The organism is Cellvibrio mixtus subsp. mixtus J3-8, assembly GCF_000766945.1.
In the GTDB taxonomy this organism is placed as follows: domain Bacteria; phylum Pseudomonadota; class Gammaproteobacteria; order Pseudomonadales; family Cellvibrionaceae; genus Cellvibrio; species Cellvibrio mixtus_A.
The window spans coordinates 17,645-37,982 of sequence record NZ_ALBT01000033.1 but is presented as its reverse complement, the minus strand read 5'-3'; the positions used below and the strand labels follow the sequence as shown (position 1 = coordinate 37,982).

The 20,338-nt window shown below is 43.2% G+C and carries 17 protein-coding genes and 1 pseudogene; 6 read left to right on the top strand and 12 right to left on the bottom strand.

Features of this window, described 5'->3' with window-relative positions:
• Positions 1-16: 16 nt before the first annotated feature.
• The 3 genes from A596_RS01680 to tkt form a co-directional block, all read right to left on the bottom strand.
• The gene (locus tag A596_RS01680) at positions 17-445 is read right to left on the bottom strand and encodes a hypothetical protein (protein WP_039912274.1); all 429 of its coding nucleotides are present in this window, start codon (positions 443-445) and stop codon (positions 17-19) included.
• The gene (locus tag A596_RS01675; protein WP_039912498.1) at positions 432-1,016 is read right to left on the bottom strand and encodes a nucleotidyltransferase domain-containing protein; all 585 of its coding nucleotides are present in this window, start codon (positions 1,014-1,016) and stop codon (positions 432-434) included. The genes A596_RS01680 and A596_RS01675 overlap by 14 nt, the downstream gene beginning before the upstream one ends.
• 140 nt (positions 1,017-1,156) lie before the next feature.
• Positions 1,157-3,160, bottom strand: a complete 2,004-nt coding sequence (gene tkt, locus A596_RS01670; RefSeq protein WP_039912272.1) for a transketolase — start codon at positions 3,158-3,160, stop codon at positions 1,157-1,159.
• Between the two features lie 421 nt (positions 3,161-3,581).
• Here tkt and A596_RS01660 point away from each other — a divergent pair, with 421 nt between their 5' ends.
• From A596_RS01660 to A596_RS01640, 5 genes and pseudogenes are all read left to right on the top strand, one after another.
• Positions 3,582-4,604, top strand: coding sequence for an ArsR/SmtB family transcription factor (locus A596_RS01660; RefSeq protein WP_052417138.1), 1,023 nt, complete (start codon positions 3,582-3,584; stop codon positions 4,602-4,604).
• 127 nt (positions 4,605-4,731) lie between these two features.
• Positions 4,732-5,886: a methionine adenosyltransferase gene (gene metK, locus A596_RS01655; RefSeq protein WP_039912269.1), complete on the top strand. Its 1,155-nt coding sequence runs from the start codon at positions 4,732-4,734 to the stop codon at positions 5,884-5,886.
• 108 nt (positions 5,887-5,994) lie between these two features.
• Positions 5,995-7,383 carry an adenosylhomocysteinase gene (gene ahcY, locus A596_RS01650; protein ID WP_039912268.1) on the top strand — a complete coding sequence of 463 codons (1,389 nt, stop codon included), beginning with the start codon at positions 5,995-5,997 and terminating at the stop codon, positions 7,381-7,383.
• A 192-nt stretch (positions 7,384-7,575) separates the two neighbouring features.
• Complete coding sequence (gene metF, locus A596_RS01645; RefSeq protein WP_039912266.1) at positions 7,576-8,424, top strand: methylenetetrahydrofolate reductase [NAD(P)H]; 849 nt, start codon at positions 7,576-7,578, stop codon at positions 8,422-8,424.
• Positions 8,425-8,674: 250 nt separating this feature from the next.
• Positions 8,675-8,884 (top strand): annotated as a pseudogene (locus A596_RS01640) (energy transducer TonB); the annotation flags it as partial.
• A gap of 58 nt (positions 8,885-8,942) precedes the next feature.
• Here A596_RS01640 and rph read toward each other — a convergent pair.
• Positions 8,943-9,665: a ribonuclease PH gene (gene rph, locus A596_RS01635; protein ID WP_039912262.1), complete on the bottom strand. Its 723-nt coding sequence runs from the start codon at positions 9,663-9,665 to the stop codon at positions 8,943-8,945.
• Between the two features lie 184 nt (positions 9,666-9,849).
• On the opposite strand from rph, the gene A596_RS01630 reads away from it, so the two are divergent.
• A complete protein-coding gene (locus A596_RS01630; RefSeq protein ID WP_039912260.1) occupies positions 9,850-10,719 on the top strand; it encodes a YicC/YloC family endoribonuclease in 870 nt (289 codons plus the stop codon).
• A 236-nt stretch (positions 10,720-10,955) separates the two neighbouring features.
• Here the strand turns inward: A596_RS01630 and A596_RS01625 are convergent, their stop codons facing one another.
• The 8 genes from A596_RS01625 to A596_RS01590 form a co-directional block, all read right to left on the bottom strand.
• Complete coding sequence (locus A596_RS01625) at positions 10,956-12,233, bottom strand: DegT/DnrJ/EryC1/StrS family aminotransferase (protein ID WP_039912258.1); 1,278 nt, start codon at positions 12,231-12,233, stop codon at positions 10,956-10,958.
• Entirely contained in the window at positions 12,230-13,780 is a 1,551-nt protein-coding gene (locus tag A596_RS01620; protein WP_039912256.1) for a GMC oxidoreductase, read from the bottom strand. Before A596_RS01620 ends, A596_RS01625 begins: the two co-directional genes overlap by 4 nt.
• A 274-nt stretch (positions 13,781-14,054) precedes the next feature.
• Positions 14,055-14,600 (bottom strand): DUF6817 domain-containing protein, encoded by a 546-nt coding sequence (locus A596_RS01615; RefSeq protein ID WP_039912255.1) that lies wholly within the window; start codon positions 14,598-14,600, stop codon positions 14,055-14,057.
• Complete coding sequence (locus tag A596_RS01610; protein WP_039912254.1) at positions 14,590-15,372, bottom strand: hypothetical protein; 783 nt, start codon at positions 15,370-15,372, stop codon at positions 14,590-14,592. Before A596_RS01610 ends, A596_RS01615 begins: the two co-directional genes overlap by 11 nt.
• Positions 15,350-17,485 (bottom strand): peptidase domain-containing ABC transporter, encoded by a 2,136-nt coding sequence (locus tag A596_RS01605; RefSeq protein ID WP_039912252.1) that lies wholly within the window; start codon positions 17,483-17,485, stop codon positions 15,350-15,352. Before A596_RS01605 ends, A596_RS01610 begins: the two co-directional genes overlap by 23 nt.
• 20 nt (positions 17,486-17,505) lie before the next feature.
• Complete coding sequence (locus tag A596_RS01600; RefSeq protein WP_160280059.1) at positions 17,506-18,534, bottom strand: HlyD family secretion protein; 1,029 nt, start codon at positions 18,532-18,534, stop codon at positions 17,506-17,508.
• Between the two features lie 174 nt (positions 18,535-18,708).
• Positions 18,709-19,491, bottom strand: a complete 783-nt coding sequence (locus A596_RS01595; RefSeq protein ID WP_039912249.1) for a hypothetical protein — start codon at positions 19,489-19,491, stop codon at positions 18,709-18,711.
• The gene (locus tag A596_RS01590) at positions 19,482-20,330 is read right to left on the bottom strand and encodes a glycosyltransferase family 2 protein (protein WP_039912248.1); all 849 of its coding nucleotides are present in this window, start codon (positions 20,328-20,330) and stop codon (positions 19,482-19,484) included. The genes A596_RS01595 and A596_RS01590 overlap by 10 nt, the downstream gene beginning before the upstream one ends.
• Between the last annotated feature and the right edge of the window lie 8 nt (positions 20,331-20,338).

Sequence of the window (20,338 nt, the reverse complement as noted above, 5' to 3'; positions counted from 1 at the left end):
TGATTAGTTCTGAAAATCAGAGCACATCAGGCTTACACTTTTCGGAAACCATACTCAACAATAATTCTGCCTGGGTAATGCATTCCTTAACTGCTGCATCTGTTACCACGTCACCCGAATAATCCGCTACATTCCGTTGCTTACGCAGTGCATCGAGAACAATCACCGTTTCAAAATCGACATCCAACGTTTTTACCAAACTTTGAATCATGGTTTGGTGATGCCCAGGCTTACTGGTTAACGTACGAAAACCGCGAGTTTGCAGTGCAGCATTGGCTATTTGCATAATCGCTTTATACGCAGCGTCAAAACGATTTTCATTGCTCAAGCCAGATAAATGCGAATCGTGAATATTGCGTTTTGCTGCTTCCAGTAAACGCCTGATAGTTAATGAATCAGGCTCGATAGTTTCCAAACTTATACCCAACAAATTATCCAGCGTCATCCATGTCTCCTATGATTTTAATAACCGGCTTTTCAAGCAACTCACGCACAAATGCAGAGCGCTCCACCAGAACTAATTTCCATTCTTCCGGTAAATATAACTTGGGATTAATTTCCCGTCGCAATTGCTGCTGGGCAGGATAAAGTGCTTTAACTATCTCACCAAAACCCACACGACCAACAATCAATAAATCTATATCGCTAACAGCGTTGGCTTTACCACTGGCAATAGACCCAAACACCAACGCCAGGTCAATTTGTTGCGCAACCGGAGCCAATACTTCCGCAAGTACATCAGCAACACCCGATGTTTTGCGCAAAATACTGGCCAGTTCATCAAAGATCAGGCTATTGCGATTAGCTTGATAACTCACCTGGTTACCCTGTGCCATCTTTAATAGCAGACCTGCATCCGCCAATTTGCTCAATTCTTTATGCAGAGTACCCGCGACAGTCCCAGTCAAACGTGCAATTTCGCGAACATGGTAAGCCTGTTCGGGGTGTAGCAGTAATAGCCCCAGCACACGGCGACGATATTCTTTAAAGAGCAAATCAGCTAATGGGCTATTCATGATCAAGCGCTGCCATAATGTAGCAATATTGGCTTCATTTGTAGCCTTTTTAGCTACACCAGTCAAGCTGGCGTTATTACACAGCCTAAAACAAAACACCCGACTCGCGCCGGGTGTTTTGTTTCTTTCGATTAAAAGCCTTAGTCTTCCAGCAATTCTTCAACCGTACTGACGATATTGTCGACAGTGAAGCCGAAATGTTCCAACAGTTTATTGCCCGGCGCAGATTCACCGAAGGTGGTCATGCCGACAATGCGACCATCGAAGCCGACGTATTTGTACCAGTAGTCAGCGTGGGCAGTTTCAACCGCAACACGCGCGCCTACACTGATGGGCAATACCGATTCTTTGTAGGCAACATCCTGTTGATCAAATACAGATGTGGATGGCATAGACACAACGCGAACGTTTTTGCCTTTTGCTTTCAGCGCTTCAGCAGCTTTCACCGTTACGCCAACTTCTGAACCGGTGGCGATCAGGATGGCTTCCGGCTCGCCTACCGAATCAACCAGCACATAACCGCCTTTGGCGATGTTCGCAACTTGTTCGGGTGTACGCGCGAAGAAATCCAGGTTTTGACGGCTGAATACCAATGCTGCGGGACCATCTTTACGTTCAACGGCTGCTTTCCACGCAACAGCCGATTCAGTGCTGTCAGCCGGGCGCCAGGTTTCCAGGTTTGGCGTCAGACGCAAGCTGCCGAGCACTTCGATTGGCTGGTGAGTCGGGCCGTCTTCACCCTGGCCGATTGAGTCGTGGGTGTAAACAAATACGTTGCGTAATTTCATCAGCGCTGACATACGCACCGCGTTAGCCGCGTATTGCTGGAACATCAGGAAGGTTGCGCCGTAAGGGATAAATCCGCCGTGGGCAGATACGCCGTTCATGATCGCGCTCATACCGAATTCGCGCACCCCGTAATACACATAGTTACCGCTTGCATCGCCCGCTTCTACGCCTTTGGATTTTTTAACCAGCGTCAGGTTGGAACCCGCGAGGTCAGCAGAACCGCCAAGGATTTCCGGCAACCACTCAACAAAAGCAGCGATGGTATTTTGCGAGGCTTTACGGCTCGCAATTTTTTCGCCTTTGGCTTGAGTCTCAGCGATAAACGCTTCTGCTTTTGCAGCGAAATCAGCAGGCAATTCGCCTTTGATTACACGACGCTCGAATTCGGCAGCCAATTCCGGGTGCGCCGCTTTATAGGCAGCAAACTTTTCATTCCACGCTTTCTCATTGGCAGCGCCTTTTTCTTTTGCATCCCAACCGGCGTAAACATCGGCGGGAACAACAAATGGCTCGTATTCCCAATTCAGCGTTTTACGTACCAAAGCAACTTCTTCCAGGCCCAGTGGTGAACCGTGGCAATCGTGCGAACCTTGTTTGTTGGGTGAACCGAAACCAATGACAGTTTTGGTAACGATCAGGGTTGGTTTGCCGGTTTCAGCGCGCGCGGCTTCGATTGCCGCTTTGATTGCGTCCGGATTATGGCCATCTACCGCCGGGATTACATGCCAACCGTAAGATTCGAAACGCTTTGGAGTATCGTCAGTGAACCAGCCTTCAACGTGACCATCGATAGAAATACCGTTGTCATCATAGAACGCAATCAATTTACCCAGCCCCAAAGTACCTGCCAATGAACAGGCCTCATGGGAAACACCTTCCATCATGCAGCCATCGCCGAGGAAGCAGTAGGTGAAGTGATTAACAACGTCATGGCCATCGCGATTGAATTGTGCAGCCAATACTTTTTCCGCCAGCGCAAAACCAACGGCGTTCGCAATACCCTGGCCCAATGGACCAGTGGTAGTTTCAACACCCGGGGTATAACCGCGCTCGGGATGACCCGGTGTGTTGGAATGTAGTTGGCGGAATTGTTGTAAGTCGGCGAGTGAAACTGCGTAGCCAGTCAAATGCAGCAAGGAGTAAATCAGCATGGAGCCGTGGCCGTTGGACAGTATAAAACGGTCGCGATCAGCCCATTCAGGGTTTTGCGGGTTGTGTTTTAAAAAGTCATTCCACAGAACTTCGGCGATATCCGCCATGCCCATTGGGGCGCCCGGGTGGCCTGAGTTGGCTTTCTGAACCGCATCCATCGAGAGGACGCGGATCGCATTGGCAAGGTGTTGACGAGTTGGCATGAAACTCAAGGCTCCTTAAATAAAGTTGATTGCTGTTGTAGTTGGGCGCATCACTGCCGTCTACGCGGTTCAGGGCACCCCGGGGTTGCAAAGCACTATTGGGCAAACGCCACTTATTTACAGGCCTCTGATGGGCTTTTATGTCGTTGGGTTCCAGCCGCCGTCGCTGGGTGTGGCACTCATTAACACACTGAAAGCCACAGACAAAATGGGGAGGCATTTTCACCCAGCGCGCGCCAGCCGTAAAGAAATAACCACCCTCATCGGCACAATTAATCGCAAAAAGCCCCGACGCTGATCTCAAAAGTAGCCAGGATGGTCGCTATGCAGCCAAAAAAGCCTAAAACCTATATCAAAATATTTTGATATAGGTTTTTCAGGCTGTTAGACTGCACGACAATTCCTCGCGACTGGTCAAAAAATGAACCACCCCCTGCCCAATACTGACGAACTTCCTGTACTCACCGATACGGTCGAACTGGAAACGCCGCTCAGCCCGCTCGCCAACCTGCTAAAAGCCGCGGGCGATCCATTGCGGCTGGAGATCTTGCGCGTGCTGAGCCAGGATTCTTACGGGGTATTGGAGTTGTGCCGGATTTTTTCGATCAAGCAGTCGGGCATGAGCCATCATTTAAAGGTGCTCGCCAATGCCGGTTTGTTGAGTTCACGGCGCGAGGCCAATTCAATTTTCTATCGCCGGGCGTATTTATCGCCGGATCATCCATTCTCCGCATTACAGCAACAATTGTTTGCGAGCCTGGATACATTGCCTATCGCCGACCATTTGCGCGCGCCGATTATCGAGCTGCAACAAGAGCGCAGCCAGGCCGCACAGGCATTTTTTAGTGAAAACGCAGACAAATTCCGTGCGCAGCAAGATTTAATTGCGAGCTACCCGGTTTATGCGGAACAAATGACGCAGTTGCTTAACAACACGTCATTGCGCGATAAAAATCTCGCCCTGGAAGTTGGCCCCGGCGAAGGCGAATTTCTCGCCGTATTAGCGCAACAATTTAATCACGTGATTGCGTTGGATAACGCGGCCAATATGCTCGATAAAGCAAAAAATTTCGCACGCGAAAATCATTTGCGCAATATCGAATTTATCCATGGCGACACCCAAAGTTTACCGGCCAACAAAGTATTGGCCGATTGCATTTTGGTAAACATGGTTCTACACCACACGCCATCACCCGCGGATATTTTCCAGGATTTGAGTAATGCACTTGCACCGGGCGGGGCGCTATTGGTTTGCGATTTATGTCGCCATGAACAGGATTGGGCGCGCGATGCCTGCGGTGATTTATGGCAGGGATTTGACCCGCAAGATTTTTCGCGCTGGGCCAAAGCCGCTGGTCTGGATGAAGGCCAGAGCGTTTATTTTGCGTTGCGCAATGGCTTCCAAATCCAGTTACGCCAATTTTTTAAACCGACAAATTTTTAAACCTAACCCGTATTGCGCCCAACGAAATACGGGAACGATTGATGATGTGAATAACAACCCCGTATTAGGTTGCATTCCATACGGGCTACCGATTTTTTTTAATTTGAAATTATGTAAAGGAAAAATCATGTCTGAATATTCTGTTTTTACCTCCGAATCGGTTTCTGAAGGCCATCCCGATAAATTAGCGGATCAAATTTCCGATGCCGTGCTCGATGCAATTTTAAAAGATGATCCCCATGCACGCGTTGCAGTAGAGACGCTGGTAAAAACCGGTATGGCAATTGTGGCCGGTGAAGTGCGCACCTCTACTTATGTCGACCTGGAAGATTTGATTCGCCAGGTAATTCTGGATATTGGCTACAACTCCAGCGATGTGGGCTTCGATGGGGCATCTTGCGCAGTATTGAATGCAATCGGCAAGCAATCTGCTGACATCGCCATGGGCGTTGATGAAGGCAATGAAAAAGATCTGGGCGCGGGCGACCAGGGTTTGATGTTCGGTTATGCCACTAACGAAACGTCTGTATTAATGCCAGCACCGATTTTTTACGCGCACCGCTTGGTAGAAAAACAAGCGCAATTGCGCAAAAGCGGCGAACTCCCCTGGTTGCGCCCTGATGCAAAAAGCCAGGTAACCTTGCGTTACGAAAATGGCAAACCCGTTGCTGTTGATGCTGTAGTACTTTCTACCCAACACAGCCCCAACGTAAAACAATCTGATATTCGCGAGGCAGTACGCGAATTAATTATTAAAAATGTGTTGCCTGCTGAATGGCTGCATGCGGATACCCAATATCACATCAACCCGACCGGCCAATTTATTATCGGCGGCCCGGTGGGCGATTGTGGTTTGACTGGCCGCAAAATTATTGTGGACTCTTACGGTGGCATGGCTCGTCACGGTGGCGGCGCATTCTCTGGTAAAGATCCATCAAAAGTAGATCGCTCTGCGGCTTACGCCGGTCGCTATGTTGCAAAAAATATTGTTGCCGCGGGTTTGGCAGATCGCCTGGAAATTCAAGTGAGTTACGCAATTGGTGTTGCTGAACCGACGTCAATTTCAATCAACACCTTTGGCACCGGCAAAATTTCTGATGCCGCGATTATTAATTTAATACGCGAACATTTTGATTTACGTCCACGTGGCCTGATCGAAATGCTGGACCTGAGACGCCCGATATATCGCCAGACCGCCGCTTACGGTCACTTCGGGCGCGAGCTGCCTGATTTCACCTGGGAAAAAACTGACAAGGCTGATGCGTTGAAGAAAGCGCTTTAAAAACTACCGTAGCCCGTAGGTTGGGCAGCAATGCCCAACAAAAAAGATTTCCGCTTTAACTATGTTGGGCATTGCTGCCCAACCTACGCAATCACATAGGAAAAAATTATGAGCTTCACCGACTACAAAGTTGCCGCCAGAACCCCCGAAGAATTTGCGAAAGATGCCCATTGGGGCCGCAAGGAAATTGAAATCGCCGAAGGTGAAATGCCGGCATTGATGGCATTGCGTCGCAAATATAAAAATTCAAAACCATTGGCCGATGCAAAAATTATCGGCTGTATCCACATGACCATCCAAACCGCCGTGTTGATTGAAACACTGGTGGACCTGGGTGCAGAAGTGCGCTGGTCATCGTGCAATATTTTCTCAACACAGGATCACGCTGCCGCTGCAATCGCCGCTGCCGGCATTCCGGTATTTGCGTGGAAAGGTGAAACCGAAGAAGAATTCTGGTGGTGTATCGAACAAACCATCAATAAAGATGGCAACGTCTGGGATGCGAATATGATCCTCGACGACGGCGGTGATGTAACGCAAATCGTGCACGAAAAATATCCGCACATGCTGGATAAAATCCACGGCATTTCAGAAGAAACCACCACCGGTGTTCATCGCCTGCTTGATATGTTGAAAAAAGGCACGCTGAAAGTTCCTGCGATCAACGTAAACGATGCCGTGACCAAAAGCAAAAACGACAACAAATACGGTTGCCGTCACAGTTTGAATGATGCAATCAAGCGCGGCACCGACCATTTGCTCGCCGGTAAAAAAGCATTGGTTATTGGTTACGGCGATGTGGGTAAAGGTTCTGCTGCCTCACTGCGCCAGGAAGGCATGATTGTTAAAGTGACCGAAATCGATCCTATCTGTGCAATGCAAGCGTGTATGGATGGCTTTGAAGTGGTATCGCCATACAACAACGGCATCAATACCGGCAAATTTGAAGATATCAATCACATCGTACTCGGCACTACTGATCTGGTTGTGACTACCACCGGTAACGTCAATGTATGCGACTCTTCCATGTTGCGTGCGTTAAAAAATGGTGCCGTGGTTTGCAACATCGGTCACTTCGATAGCGAAATCGATACTGCCTATATGCGCAAAAACTGGGAATGGGAAGAAGTTAAACCACAAGTGCATAAAATCTACCGCGACAAGGCCACAAACAATCATTTGATTTTGTTATCGGAAGGTCGTCTGGTGAATCTGGGTAATGCAACCGGTCACCCATCGCGCATTATGGATGGTTCTTTCGCCAACCAGGTACTCGCACAGATTTATTTATACGAGCGCAAATTTGCCGACCTGCCAGCCAACGAAAAGGCCGAGCATTTGTACGTGCGTGTATTGCCGAAGAAGCTTGATGAAGAAGTGGCTAAAGACATGGTGGAAGGTTTTGGTGGTGTTATTACCAAACTTACCACGCAACAAGCTGAGTATATCGGCGTGGAAGTTGAAGGTCCGTTCAAGCCGGATTCTTATAAATATTAATTGATGTAGATTGTGGCAGGTCATGTAGGTTGGGGTGAGGAACGAACCCCAACATGACGAACTCTCAATTTGCGCTCATGTTTATCCATGCAAACGAATAAACATCTTCGCTTAAAAATTATTTATCCTCGTTAATTGTGTTGGGGTCACCTCAGCCTACGCGGCCCGCCCCAACCTACGTAGAGCACCATTATGACAGACTCACAATTGCGCTTAAGCTTTGAATTCTTTCCCGCAAAAACACCGGAAGGAAAAGCAAAGTTGATCAATGTGCGCAACGAATTAAATTTTTTCAATCCGGATTTTTTTTCCGTCACTTACGGCGCCGGTGGTTCCACTCGCGATAACACCAAAGGCCTGGTTACCCAGTTCGTGCGCGATGGTATTAGCACCGCACCACACTTGTCATTTGGCGGTGACGATGACGAGACGATCAACGCATTAATCCAGGAATACAAAGACGCGGGTGTAGATCGTATTGTTGCATTGCGTGGCGATATGCCATCCGGCATGGGCGGCGGCTCCCAATTAGTCTACGCCAATGAACTGGTTGCGTTCATCCGCAAACATTTCGGCGGGCACTTCCACCTGGAAGTAGCGGCTTACCCGGAAATCCATCCGCAAGCCAACAGTTATAGCGATGATGTGCGCTACCTAAAAGGCAAGTTTGACGCGGGTGCAAATAGCGCGATTACGCAATATTTTTTCAATCCGGATTCGTATTTTTTCTTTATTGATCAATGCCAGAAGGCCGGCATTACCCAGCCGATTTACCCCGGCATTATGCCGATCATCAACTACAAAAATTTAATCCGCTTCTCCGACGCGTGCGGGGCGGAAATTCCGCGTTGGTTGCGTAAAGCGTTGGAAAATTACGGCGATGATGAAGCCAGCTTGAAAGCGTTCGGGGTAGAACTGGTAACCGAGCTCTGCGAAACATTGCTGGAAAACGAAGCTCCCGGTTTGCATTTCTATACGATGAACCAAACTGAACCTACGGCGCAAATCGTGCGCAACCTGGGTTTGATTCCTGCTGAATAATCCGCGTAAACGCCCCTGAAAAATCCGCATAAAAATCTCACCGGTTTTTGCGGATTTTTTATGCGCCACCCCGTTTTTCCGTAACGCGCGCATAAACAATTTTATTTGGCCATTTTCAATATTTTTTAGCAGCCTACACTTTAGTCATCGGCGATTAATTTTCACCGAAAATAATCGCGTGAAATCCGGCGTTGCCATTCAGGTTTTCAGCGTTGCCGCTTGATTTTGCGTTCACCGCAAGCTTCAGGAAGGCGCAACCGGTTTGCGTTTATATATCAATGAAATGGGGCGAGTGGTTGACGTGCAATTAGCATCCAGTAGTGGCTCAGAGCGTTTGGATAGTGCCGCGATTGCACACGCAAAACGCAACTGGAAATTTTCACCCTGCATGGAAGGTGACAAAGCGGTCGCTTGCTGGCATCAAACCAAATTGGTGTGGAAGTTAGAGAATGCTCGTTAGTGTGGTGTTAGGCCTCGCGTAAGCGCGAGGCCGTTTTTATTTACGAGACCGCTTTTATTTAATTGGCACTGAGCGCCTGCTTCTGCAACTCATGCAATTGCGCAATTCCCTGCTTGGCTAATCCCAACATTGCGGCAAATTCGGCTTCGGTAAAGGGTTCCGCTTCTGCAGTGCCCTGGATTTCGATAATGCCACCGTCATCACCCAGCACTACGTTCATGTCGGTATCTGCGGATGAATCTTCCGGATAATCCAGATCAAGCACCGGCACGCCTTGATAAATTCCAACAGAGATTGAAGCAATCGCACGCTTGAGCGGTTCGCCCGTGACTTTGCCTTGCGCTTTAAGGAAATTAATCGCATCAGCCAATGCCACCCAGGCGCCAGTGATAGAGGCCGTGCGTGTACCGCCATCGGCCTGGATTACATCGCAATCGATATGAATAGTGTTTTCACCCAACGCGGTTAAATCCACCGCCGCGCGCAACGAACGGCCAATCAAGCGCTGGATTTCCACCGTGCGCCCCTGTTGCTTGCCTCGCGCTGCCTCGCGATCCATACGGGTGCCGGTAGAACGCGGCAACATGCCATATTCTGCGGTCAACCAACCTTGCCCCTGGCCGCGCAAAAACGGCGGTACAGAATTCACCACACTGGCAGTGCAAATAACTTTGGTATCACCAAATTCCACCAGCACTGAACCTTCAGCGTGTTTGGTGTAGTGACGGGTGATACGAACGGAGCGTAACTGATGAGGGGTGCGGCCACTGGGACGTTGCATAAATAGGATCCTTACTGCGGGAAAAAATCAGAAATTCAAAGGGATGATAAAAAAGCTGTGGTACCATCCCGCATCTGTAAACGAATGTTAATGTGCCGGGGAACTCTACCAGTTATAGTCGCCTGACGTAACCGCCCCGCTTGAATTTACCTTTGCCAAGAACGACTTAGTTCCAGGAGCCGCTATGCCACGCAGTATGACGGGATTCGCCCGACGTGAAGCCAAACTCCCCTGGGGAACCCTCGTGTGGGAAATCCGCAGTGTAAACCACCGCTACCTTGAACCCAGTTTCCGCCTGCCAGAAGATTTCCGCGAAATAGAACCTTACCTGCGCGATGCCATGCGTAAAGCCCTGCAACGCGGCAAGGTAGAAGCCAGCCTGAGCGTGCAATGGGAACAGGAAGGTGAATCCGAGTTGGGTATCAATTTATCCAAAGTAGCCCAGCTCACCAAGTCCGCACAGCAAATCAACGGACTGCTGGGTGCCGCTGCCGCCCCTGTGAATGCGCTGGATATTTTGCGCTGGCCCGGTGTGATCCAGAAACAGGAATTGGATCGCGAGGCGCTGCATAGAGCAGCGCTGGATTTGTTTGAATCAGCATTGGAAGGTTTAATTGAACACCGCTCGCGCGAAGGCGCGGAGCTCGAACAATTAATTATCAACCGCCTCGCCAGTGTCTCCACCCATGTTGCAGCAGTGCGTTCACGGATGCCGGAAATTCTCGCAGCACAACGCGAAAAATTACAAACCAAACTTGCCGCCATCCAAATAGATTTAGCCCCTGAACGCTTGGAACAGGAAGTTGTATTACTCGCGCAGAAAGCCGATGTCGATGAAGAGCTGGATCGCCTGGATACTCACGTCATCGAAGTAAAACGCAGCCTTAAACAAACCGATTCACTGGGTCGCCGCCTGGATTTCTTAATGCAGGAATTAAACCGCGAAGCCAATACGCTTTCATCAAAATCTGTTGTTAGTGAAACCACGCAGGCAGCAGTGGAATTGAAGGTATTAATTGAGCAGATGCGCGAGCAGGTGCAGAATATTGAGTGATATTTTATGAGTTATCATTTTATATAAATCAATAGTTTAAGTAGTTTTTCGATTTCACAAGATTTCAGAATAACTCGTAAGATTGTAAATTAGTGGTGGCAGATTTTTAAGTTCGTGTACGCTGGAATTATCCAACGATGCGAGGCCGTGCGCAGTAGAAAGATTACAGTGAGGTTTGATAGGGGCTTACACACATTTAAGCAATTCAAACCTCAGCAGCTTTTAGCCAGAAATGGCTACAACGCCACATCCAAAACCTTATTTATGGCCAGACCCACTTGTTCTCTCTGTTCAATACTCATGTCAGGACTTAAGGGAATTTTTATAGTCGACGACATTAGTTGGAGGGTTTTTGGGCACATAGAGGGAGAATAATTTATTTCTCTAGGATGGTGTAGCCAGGGCCCTCCATTTTTCGTCCAGGCCGTTTTAAAGAAAAGCGGAACCCAAGTATCATATACATGCAAATCATTAGAAAATGTATTTACTGGTACTCGTTCATGGAACAATGCTTTAGCGATAAATGGAATTCTTTCACAGTCTTGCTCCTGGAATGTTAAAAATATATCAGTAGCTGTGTCACCTGTCGGGTCGTTATAGCGCCGCTGTTTAATTCCATTTTTCTCGAGAACAGGATTAATTTGCTCCAATAGAAGTCTTTTGTGCGTACGCAAATCTGATCGAATACCTTCAACCCTTCGCATCTGAACATTCAAAATAGCCCCCTGTATCTCGGACATACGATACGCATTTCCAAAAGGGATTTCATCAATTTGCAGGTCACCACCTTCTCTAAACGCTCCAAGTACATCATGATATAAAAGAGATCGCTCGTATATTTTTTGAGAGTTAGTCACTACAGCTCCGCCCTCACCACTTGTTATCATTTTATTCCATTGAAAACTTAAGATTCCTGCATCCCCGATGCTACCCAGGGCGGCGCCCTTGTAACTGGCTCCTAAAGCCTGCGCCGCATCCTCTAACACCATCAAATTGAATTTCTTTGCAAAATTTACTATTGATTCCATATCACACGATGCACCGCACATATGTACGGGCATAATCATTTTAGTGTATTGGCTACGCTTTTCTTCAAGATCCTTAGGATCAAGACAAAAAGTATCGTCAATTTCGGCAAGAATTGGTACAGCACCAACCCTGACTACAGACGCTGCGCTTGACACCCAGGCATAAGCAGGAATTATTACTTCGTCTCCTGGCCCAACTCCCATTGCAGTCATTGCACAGGATAACGCCGATGTGCCTGAATTTACACCGAGAGCATACTTAACCCCCAAGCTTGTACTTAATAGCTTTTCAAAATTATCAACTTGGGATTCAACACCTCCGATAGCACCATAGTAACGAAACAATCGTTTATTTCTGAGTACCTTTAGTACAGCTTCTTCTTCGTCATCCCCTATCCTTAATCCGCCAAGAGTAGGTGGGGGTAATTTGGTTTTTACTGTAGGCTCAGCTCCATCTATCGCCAAGCGCCAATTTTTAGACTTCATGCGAACTCCGAACTAAAATTCTCTGCAATATGCACGCAAGCCCTATTTGTAAGTGCCAGCATGGTTAATGTTGGGTTGTGATATGAAGACGTCACAAAAGCAGAACCATCGGTCACAAAAAGATTTGGTACATCCCATGAGCGACAATAAGGATTTAATATCGAATTTTTTCGATCACTTCCCATTCTTGCTGTTCCTACTTCATGAATTCCTGACCCAGGCACACTAAGCTCTTCAGTTGAAACATTCGTCTTATAGCCCGCATGGGTTAAGAATGCCTCCATATATCGCCTCCATTCATGCGTAGCTGCTTTTTCCTCTTCTGAATACTCACACTCAATTTTCAGTGCAGGGATACCCCATTTATCTTTTAACTCCTCACTAATAGTGACTTGATTTTCATAGCGAGGCCTCATTTCACCAAAGCCAATAAACTTGACAGACTTGGATGATAAATATCCTTGCGCTCCAACAGGAAGGGACGAGTTGACGCGTATGGGAGGCATGTAAATGTGAGTATCCCTTTCATCGGTCAAAGAGGGAAGCTTAGTCCCGCTCACCCACGCCCCACATACATGATCCATCAAAAAATGCCCCAAAACACCAGAGGAGTTTCCCACACCATTAGGGTGTTTGCCGGATTTGGAGTTGAGTAAAATCCTTGTCGACTCCAAGGTGGACGCACATAACATTACAACCTTTGCAGTTACCTCTTTGGATTCACCTGACATCGCATCAAAATATTCAACACCCTGCGCCTTTTTTCCATCAACGCTCATAATTATCCTGTGTACTACCGCATTGGGAATTACGCTCACCAATCCTGAATTGATGGCACTCGGAATAGTTGAACCTGAGCTGCTATAAAAAGGAAGTGCTTCACGTGAAATCATACTTACGTAAGGCTGTGCGAGAGTGGTTGTGCGCAATCGAAATAATCTTGTGTTACCTGGCCACAGGTCTACTGCTGCTTTTTTTAATGCGAGCTCTGAATATTGGGGGGGTAAATCGTCCTCGATAAATATTCCATCAGGTACTTCCGGATGATTTTCCTTGTATCCAGAAACATGAAAAAAATCTTCAATTTCATCGTAATGGGAACTGACATCTTGATAAGTAATGGGCCATGATGGCAGATTTTGATATTTACCTTTGAATTGAAAATCAGACATCCTGATTGCAACTCGTGCCCACAAATTAGAACGCCCGCCGACTTGACGACACCTAATCCAGTTAAACGGCTTTCCCTCAACAACTTCGTAGGGGTTATCCAAATCATCTACAAACAGATGTTTTGTAGAAGGAGTATACGCATAACAACTGGCCTGGATAAATTGACGATCACTTGTCGCATTCATAGAGCCATCTATACGATCAATATTTTGCTTTGCCTTACCACTGATCAATCTACGCTGAAAATCCTCCTTGGCATTAAGCTGAGGCCCTGCATCAAGCAAAGCCACTCGCAATCCTCTTTGAGTCAGGCTTTTAGCAGCCCAGCCACCTGTCGCACCAGATCCTACGACCAAAACATCAAAATTATTCATTATATTTTCTCATAGTAAGAACGTTAAAATCTAAGAGAAGGTGCTTATAAGTTGCCATGATCCTCCCAATTTCTCCATGCATTAATAGCCAAGTCAATTCATAAATGCGCATGGATTTTATGGAAAAATAATGAGCGTTTTATTTACTCACTTAAAACCTACAATGTCGGTCTTATTTCATTACAGTCCGTGCTGATGGCAAGCCCCCGGACAGCTTAATACCGAATGAAAAAAAATATCACGTTTAAAATAATGCACTACAAATAGCGAGGGTTTACATAGGCAGTTTTTTAAAAATAGAATCGAGTTCACGTTGTGCATTTTTATTAATATAGATACGCATACTTTTCAACATAGCAAGAATTTCATCGCTATATACTTCCACGTCTTTTCCTCTCGCCACATCAATTTCATTCGCGACTGTTAACTCACAGAAACTGGTCATCAGATTTTTATCGAATTTTTTTTCCTCTCCTGTGAACCTATCCTTAAATATAATCTCAGATGTTGTCTTGAATTGAGGCAATACAAAGCCTTTGTCACAAGCGCAATAAAAATAAACAAGTTCCTCAACATCATGTCCAATAAAATTTTTGATATCTGATCTCTTCTCCAGTGATATTAAGGGTGATGGTAATCCTTGTGGACCATATATAGCATGAAAAAGCCCTGCTTTGCAGGTTAGTAATGGAGCACCCCATGAGGACAAAATATTATACGTTCCAGTTAAATGGTTAATCATTGGGCCGGAAATGTGATTATATTCTGATGCTCCCAATAATTCTAAATAGCTTAAGTATTCATCGAAATTATTTAGCATGGTCATTATTCTGATGGTTGTTTTTGATTTCGGTCCATGCAAATAACTCATTTTTAAAAAATGACGAACATGGTCTGTGTTGTTGCGCTAACTCTAATAATTGTATTGCCGTATTTAAATCATCTTTATGGTATTTAAAAAATAGCGCAGCTTCCCTGATATTTTTAATATGATAGGAAAGATCAGTACTACCTCTGGTTTCATTGTATGGCTTATAAAGGGTCGGATCGAGGTTTATGCTGTGTCGATTAAAAAAATTATTAATGTTTTCAATACCATCTGTATCAATATTATGGATTAAAAAATTATCACATCCCTTAAATTTTTTTAATACATTGACTGTATGATCTTCAAAATCTTTTTTCCATTTTTCTTTTACTTCCAGCTCAGAGCATTTAAGGAATTTTGAGGCGGATGGCAGATAGCCATAAAGCTCAGAGCGCCGCTGTATCCAATTATCAACGTTTTGGGTATTGAAAATATATAGTGCAGCAGGGTACTGAGCAATGATTTTATCCAGACAGTACTGGTATGCATAGATGAAACTCCCTGTTTCATCTATTGCTTCCATATCAAAGAATGCATCGTAGCCTTCATAATTATAGAAAACATCAGCACCTGCCAAGCTATTGTTGACCATAGAGATTGCAAGCTTTCCGCTATCACCAAATATAGATTTTATGCCATTGCACAGCAAATAGTTATGTAGTGACAGCGAGTCGGTTAAATTAAATCCTATTTGAAATATTTTAGGAATGGTCAACGAGGTCAATCTCTATCTCTCCTTTATCCAGGGTTATGATTTTATTAGCTTTTGCTGAAAGGAATTTTCTATGATCAATAACTATTCTGGTGATGTGAAGGCTTTTGATTAAATTATTAATCAAAAGCTCGTTGCTGCGATCCAGATTGCTGGTTATTTCATCAAGAAATAATATTTGGGGTTTCAAATATAAAGCCCTTGCTAATAAAAGCCTTTTTTCCTGCCCGACAGAAATATTCATTTCATTTCTTTGCAAAATAGTTTCATATCCTGCAGATAATTGCATTATTTCATCATGCATATTAACTTTTTTACAGCAATCTATAATCCTTTCCATATCTATCTCAGAGCTTGCACCAATAATATTTTTAGCAATTGATTGGTCAAAAATTCTATCCCCTTGGAGAACGGCAGCACAATTTGTCCTTGAGTGCTTTTCAAATGGATTTAATTCCAGGCCATTAATAGATATCACCCCGGTGTTTGGTGATAATATTCCCAACATTAGTTTTATCAATGTGCTTTTTCCAGCTCCTGAATCACCTTCAATACAAACCAGTTCTCCAAATGATATTTGAAAGGATACATCCTTCAGTATTAATTTATTTGTATTGCTTTGTTTATACGAAACTTTCTCAAAACAAATAGATATTTTATTTCTTCCTGAAAAAGGATCAAATGGATCGGCATCTATAAAATCTGATTGAATGTAGTTAATGCGTTTATGGTTAAGAATTGTGCTGATTCTAGATAGGTAAATATTTAGAATTCTCAGGTCTGATATATTTTTAATTAAACGCGAGGCATGTGTTGAAAATAATGTTCTATAACTCAAATAAGCAAACATAGCTCCCAATGTCATTGATGATTCAATAACGTAAAGAGCCGATAGCGCAATAACAACAATCATTTCGATACCGTTTATCATATCGGCTATGTTATCAATAGTAAGCGCCAGCTTTATTCGATGCTGGTCGTACCGTATTGCTTTAACATGCCTCTCCAGCCACTGATCTCTCCGTTTGCTTTCTGCTTGTAGAACCCGAATGCTTTGCATTGAGTTAAAAGTTTCTATGAAATAGCTTGATGATTCCGCATATCTTTCCGTTGCGTTTCTTTCAAGATCTTTAAGGATACTATTGAATCCAAACCTGATTACGGTAATCAATATAAAACAAATCAAGGAAATAAAAGCTATAAGCGGTGCGTAAATCAGCATTACGATTGACATTGTTACTGTCATGAGCGAGTCGATTATAATTTCAACCAAACTTTTAGTGACTTTTCCATTTAGGGGTTCAATCGATTTAAATCTCGATAATATATCCCCCATTTGTCTTCCATCAAAAAAAGAAGAAGGCAGATGAACAAGATGATCAAATACACTAACTAATGTATTTGAATTCAGATAAACCAGTAAATTAGTGGTAACAAGACCAGCGACAATTTTTACGAAAGAATCAATTACTACTATAGATATAAAACCAACAGCAATAATCATCAATAACCATTTGTCATAGTTAGGGATAATGTTATCAATTGCAAGCTGTGCAAATAGAGGAAGAAAGAATGCAAATACTTGAATAAATAAAGCCAATAAAAATAATTTAGCTAAGGTTTCTTTAAAGCCGGAAACATTTTTATAAAGCTCCCGCAAACCAATAACTTTTTCATTTTTTGATGAATCGGTATAAATGTTTTTTATATAAATAATTTTTTTGACGAAAGCTTTATCCAGCTCATGTGCCGCCACGGTATATTCACCCAGATTAGGGTTATAAATGTGGAAGTGTTTTTGTTTTGCTTTAGTGACAATTACATGATCATTATTGATTTTGGTGATGCAGGGTAAAAGAGAATCATTGATTTCTTCTATTGTATCTAAATTAAGCAAACAAAAATCTGCTTCAAAATATTTGGACCTTTCAATAAACCTATCCATATCATCAGATATGGAATATCGAATAAAAAAACTATCCACATAATCTTTATCTATTTTTACATCGTATTTATTCAGTAGCGCATATATTGCCGATGAAAGATCGGCCGGCTGATTTTTATTCGGTTGTATTGGTGATATGTTTTTATGGAAAAACTTATCGATTAGCTCAGATGATTCCATGTTGCATCTCTAATATTCAGCTACTTGTTTTCTAGCAATGATCCTAATATCCAGAAAATTATTTTTTTCTTGCCCAATTGAATGGAAACTTCTACTGCACTCCCATTTATTAGCGAAAACTTTTCATTGTTTTTATAAACATATGGATCCTCAATTCGCACCTTTATTAAATAGGTATCCATATCAGCTTTATATGGCGTTGTTGAGGCTAGCGCGTAATCAGGCTCCTTTCCCACATAACTAATAACTCCATCATAAGTTCCGAAATCTGCGCGTGGAAATGCCTGGTACCATATCTTTGCCGTTTGGCCAACATGAACTTTTCCTATTTTTCGGCTGCTTGAACGTAAATAAATTTCATAGGAATTGACTTTTGGCGCGATGGCTGCAATGACTGATCCCTTTTCAACAAATTCTCCTTTTTTTACGTAAATTCTGGAAACCGTTCCATCAATAATGGCGTTCGATATTTCTGCATGGTTACTTTGGTATTCAATTAATTGTTGTGTTATTTCTGCTAGCTTGACCTTTTCCTCTTCGATTTTTTGATTGATATTCATGATCTCTATGTCATGCATTTTTTGGGATATATTGAGCTCAGAGTCGCTTGAAGCTATTTCGTTGCTTATATCCAGTATTTTAAAGTTTGTATTTGCAACTTGTATTTCAAGATCGGCAATGTCTTTTCTAGAAATAATGTTTTTAACTTTGTTGTTCTTAATACCTTCTAAAATACTATTTTGTTCTTCGTGTATTTTTTTATATGACTCCATATTTTTATTTAACATTAATAATTTTTCGCGATTTTTTTTAATCGTAATGGACAGCAAATCCAAATGGTTATTTTTTTGTTCCTCCAGTATTTTTAGTTGATTCCCAATAAAATTCATTCGCTTTTCGAGGCTGGCATGCTGCTTGTTGTAGCTGTCATTGTCATAGAGGGCTGATTTCCCCATGTCAATTTTAATAATGCGGTCATTAGGGGATACCGCCACGCCTTCCTGAATATATACCTCATCAACAATCCCGGAGTTTTGGGCGCTGATCATAATGGTATTGTCTTTGACGGACCCATTTAGTCTTACAGTGTCCATTATTGGAAAAATAAAAACAGAACTTATGAGTATAAAAATCAGTATGAAAATACCATAGACTAAAATATTGTACAGGCGTGCAATATGTATTTGGCCTTTATAATTTGTCATGAAAGTTTGCGATCATAATTAAAGTAGGATTTCGCCTCGTGTGAAGGCGTATTCGATATTTTCTATGGCCTTGGGAATTTCAAGGGCTTTTGATAAACCATCAGTGTAAACATCGATCCTCTCTATTCCGTTAATCAAATTTAATAAGTTATCGCTCACAGGAATAAAAGAGTCCCATATATACTCATATCGTGCATCCCTTGATTGACTCTGATCCTCATCAAAAATTATCAATAAATAAGGCAAGGTAACTGGCGATATTCTTTTCAATATATCGCCTGATACATCTAGTGTTTTTCCTGTTGCCAATGATATTCCTGTACAACCCAACTCAAGGAGATAATTTTTTTTCCATAATGAGGATGTGAAATTTAAAAATCTAGGTGATACGGCTGCCATTTTCAGATTTTTTTCATACATTAATGTGTAATTTAATACGGATATAGCTTTGTGTGTTCTCTCCATATTTTCTATTTGATAGATAATTCTGCTGGTGTGGCTCCATTGACCTTTAAACCAAAAGGAAACATATTCTTCACTTGATTCAATAATTATTGAATTAATTAAACTGTTTAAATCTTCATTATTTGAACCATATATAAAAGTATTATTTGAATTTTCATTGGATAGCCCAAGATTAATTTGGCCTTTAGTAATTATGGCAATCTTTTGGTGAATGTTTTTTTGCGAATTGATATTGTTAATAATGTACTGTAAATCTATTTCACGTGGTGTATCTATAACTATAAAAAGAACTGACCTTTTATGCACTTGAGTTCCCTCAGTGTTATTTATAGGCATATCCCTACCTCAGTATCAATTCTTCTAGGATTTGGATAGGTGCAAAATGGCTTTACTCCCCAAGGTAACAAATCTGCTTGCGTAACTAACGGAAAACCTTCCATAAATTCATGGGAGTCAAGGATGTTCGCGGCGAATTTTTCATTGCAATCAGACACCAAGGTGTGGAGGATCCCTTCCTGAATATTACCTAAACGTTCTCCCACTTTTAAATGAGCATGAAGATGAGAGGCATCACATGTGTTAGACGCATGGAAAGTATAAATATATAAAGTGGGATCTTTTAAAAAGTACAGCTCCTTAATGATAGATCTAACCAGTGCGGTATCCTCTCCTTTATTTAAGGAGGCATACCCTGCATTTATATCTAGCAATTTTTGTTTATTAAATACTAATGTTTGTTCCCATAGCCTGGTAACAGACATATAAAAGGAATTAGTTGCCAAGTGATGAATAATTACATTTCCTAGCACTACACCATTTTTTCCCGAAATTTTAATGGCGTGCATACTTCGAGATAGTCGTTCACAGTGATAGTAGTCATCATCATCCCATACACAAAAAAACTCACCTTTAGCGATTTTTATAGATTCATTTCGCATGTCGCCTAGTGTTAAGTTAAGGTCGCTTGAAATGATTATTAAATGAATATTTTCTTCGCTCAGGTGATGGTCTTGCATGTAATTGACTGTTGCCAAATCAGTATCCAGGCATACGACCAATAATTCGCTATTCGCATATGTTTGGTTTTTGAAACAATTAATAGCCCGCTTTAAAAAAATTAGTCTGTTGTTAGTTATGCACAAGCATGAAACCAGGGGATTTTTTTGTATTTCCATCGTAACAT

Bases quoted from the DNA above. Each gene is read 5' to 3' on its own strand.
- metF (WP_039912266.1), top strand. From the start codon at position 7,576: ATGACAGACTCACAATTGCGCTTAAGCTTTGAATTCTTTCCCGCAAAA.
- A596_RS01660 (WP_052417138.1), top strand. From the start codon at position 3,582: ATGAACCACCCCCTGCCCAATACTGACGAACTTCCTGTACTCACCGAT.
- A596_RS01590 (WP_039912248.1), bottom strand. From the start codon at position 20,330: ATGGAAATACAAAAAAATCCCCTGGTTTCATGCTTGTGCATAACTAAC.
- metK (WP_039912269.1), top strand. From the start codon at position 4,732: ATGTCTGAATATTCTGTTTTTACCTCCGAATCGGTTTCTGAAGGCCAT.
- ahcY (WP_039912268.1), top strand. From the start codon at position 5,995: ATGAGCTTCACCGACTACAAAGTTGCCGCCAGAACCCCCGAAGAATTT.
- A596_RS01675 (WP_039912498.1), bottom strand. From the start codon at position 1,016: ATGAATAGCCCATTAGCTGATTTGCTCTTTAAAGAATATCGTCGCCGT.
- A596_RS01625 (WP_039912258.1), bottom strand. From the start codon at position 12,233: ATGAAGTCTAAAAATTGGCGCTTGGCGATAGATGGAGCTGAGCCTACA.
- A596_RS01680 (WP_039912274.1), bottom strand. From the start codon at position 445: ATGACGCTGGATAATTTGTTGGGTATAAGTTTGGAAACTATCGAGCCT.
- A596_RS01630 (WP_039912260.1), top strand. From the start codon at position 9,850: ATGCCACGCAGTATGACGGGATTCGCCCGACGTGAAGCCAAACTCCCC.
- tkt (WP_039912272.1), bottom strand. From the start codon at position 3,160: ATGCCAACTCGTCAACACCTTGCCAATGCGATCCGCGTCCTCTCGATG.
- A596_RS01595 (WP_039912249.1), bottom strand. From the start codon at position 19,491: ATGCCTATAAATAACACTGAGGGAACTCAAGTGCATAAAAGGTCAGTT.
- A596_RS01600 (WP_160280059.1), bottom strand. From the start codon at position 18,534: ATGATCAGCGCCCAAAACTCCGGGATTGTTGATGAGGTATATATTCAG.
- rph (WP_039912262.1), bottom strand. From the start codon at position 9,665: ATGCAACGTCCCAGTGGCCGCACCCCTCATCAGTTACGCTCCGTTCGT.
- A596_RS01620 (WP_039912256.1), bottom strand. From the start codon at position 13,780: ATGAATAATTTTGATGTTTTGGTCGTAGGATCTGGTGCGACAGGTGGC.
- A596_RS01605 (WP_039912252.1), bottom strand. From the start codon at position 17,485: ATGGAATCATCTGAGCTAATCGATAAGTTTTTCCATAAAAACATATCA.
- A596_RS01615 (WP_039912255.1), bottom strand. From the start codon at position 14,600: ATGCTAAATAATTTCGATGAATACTTAAGCTATTTAGAATTATTGGGA.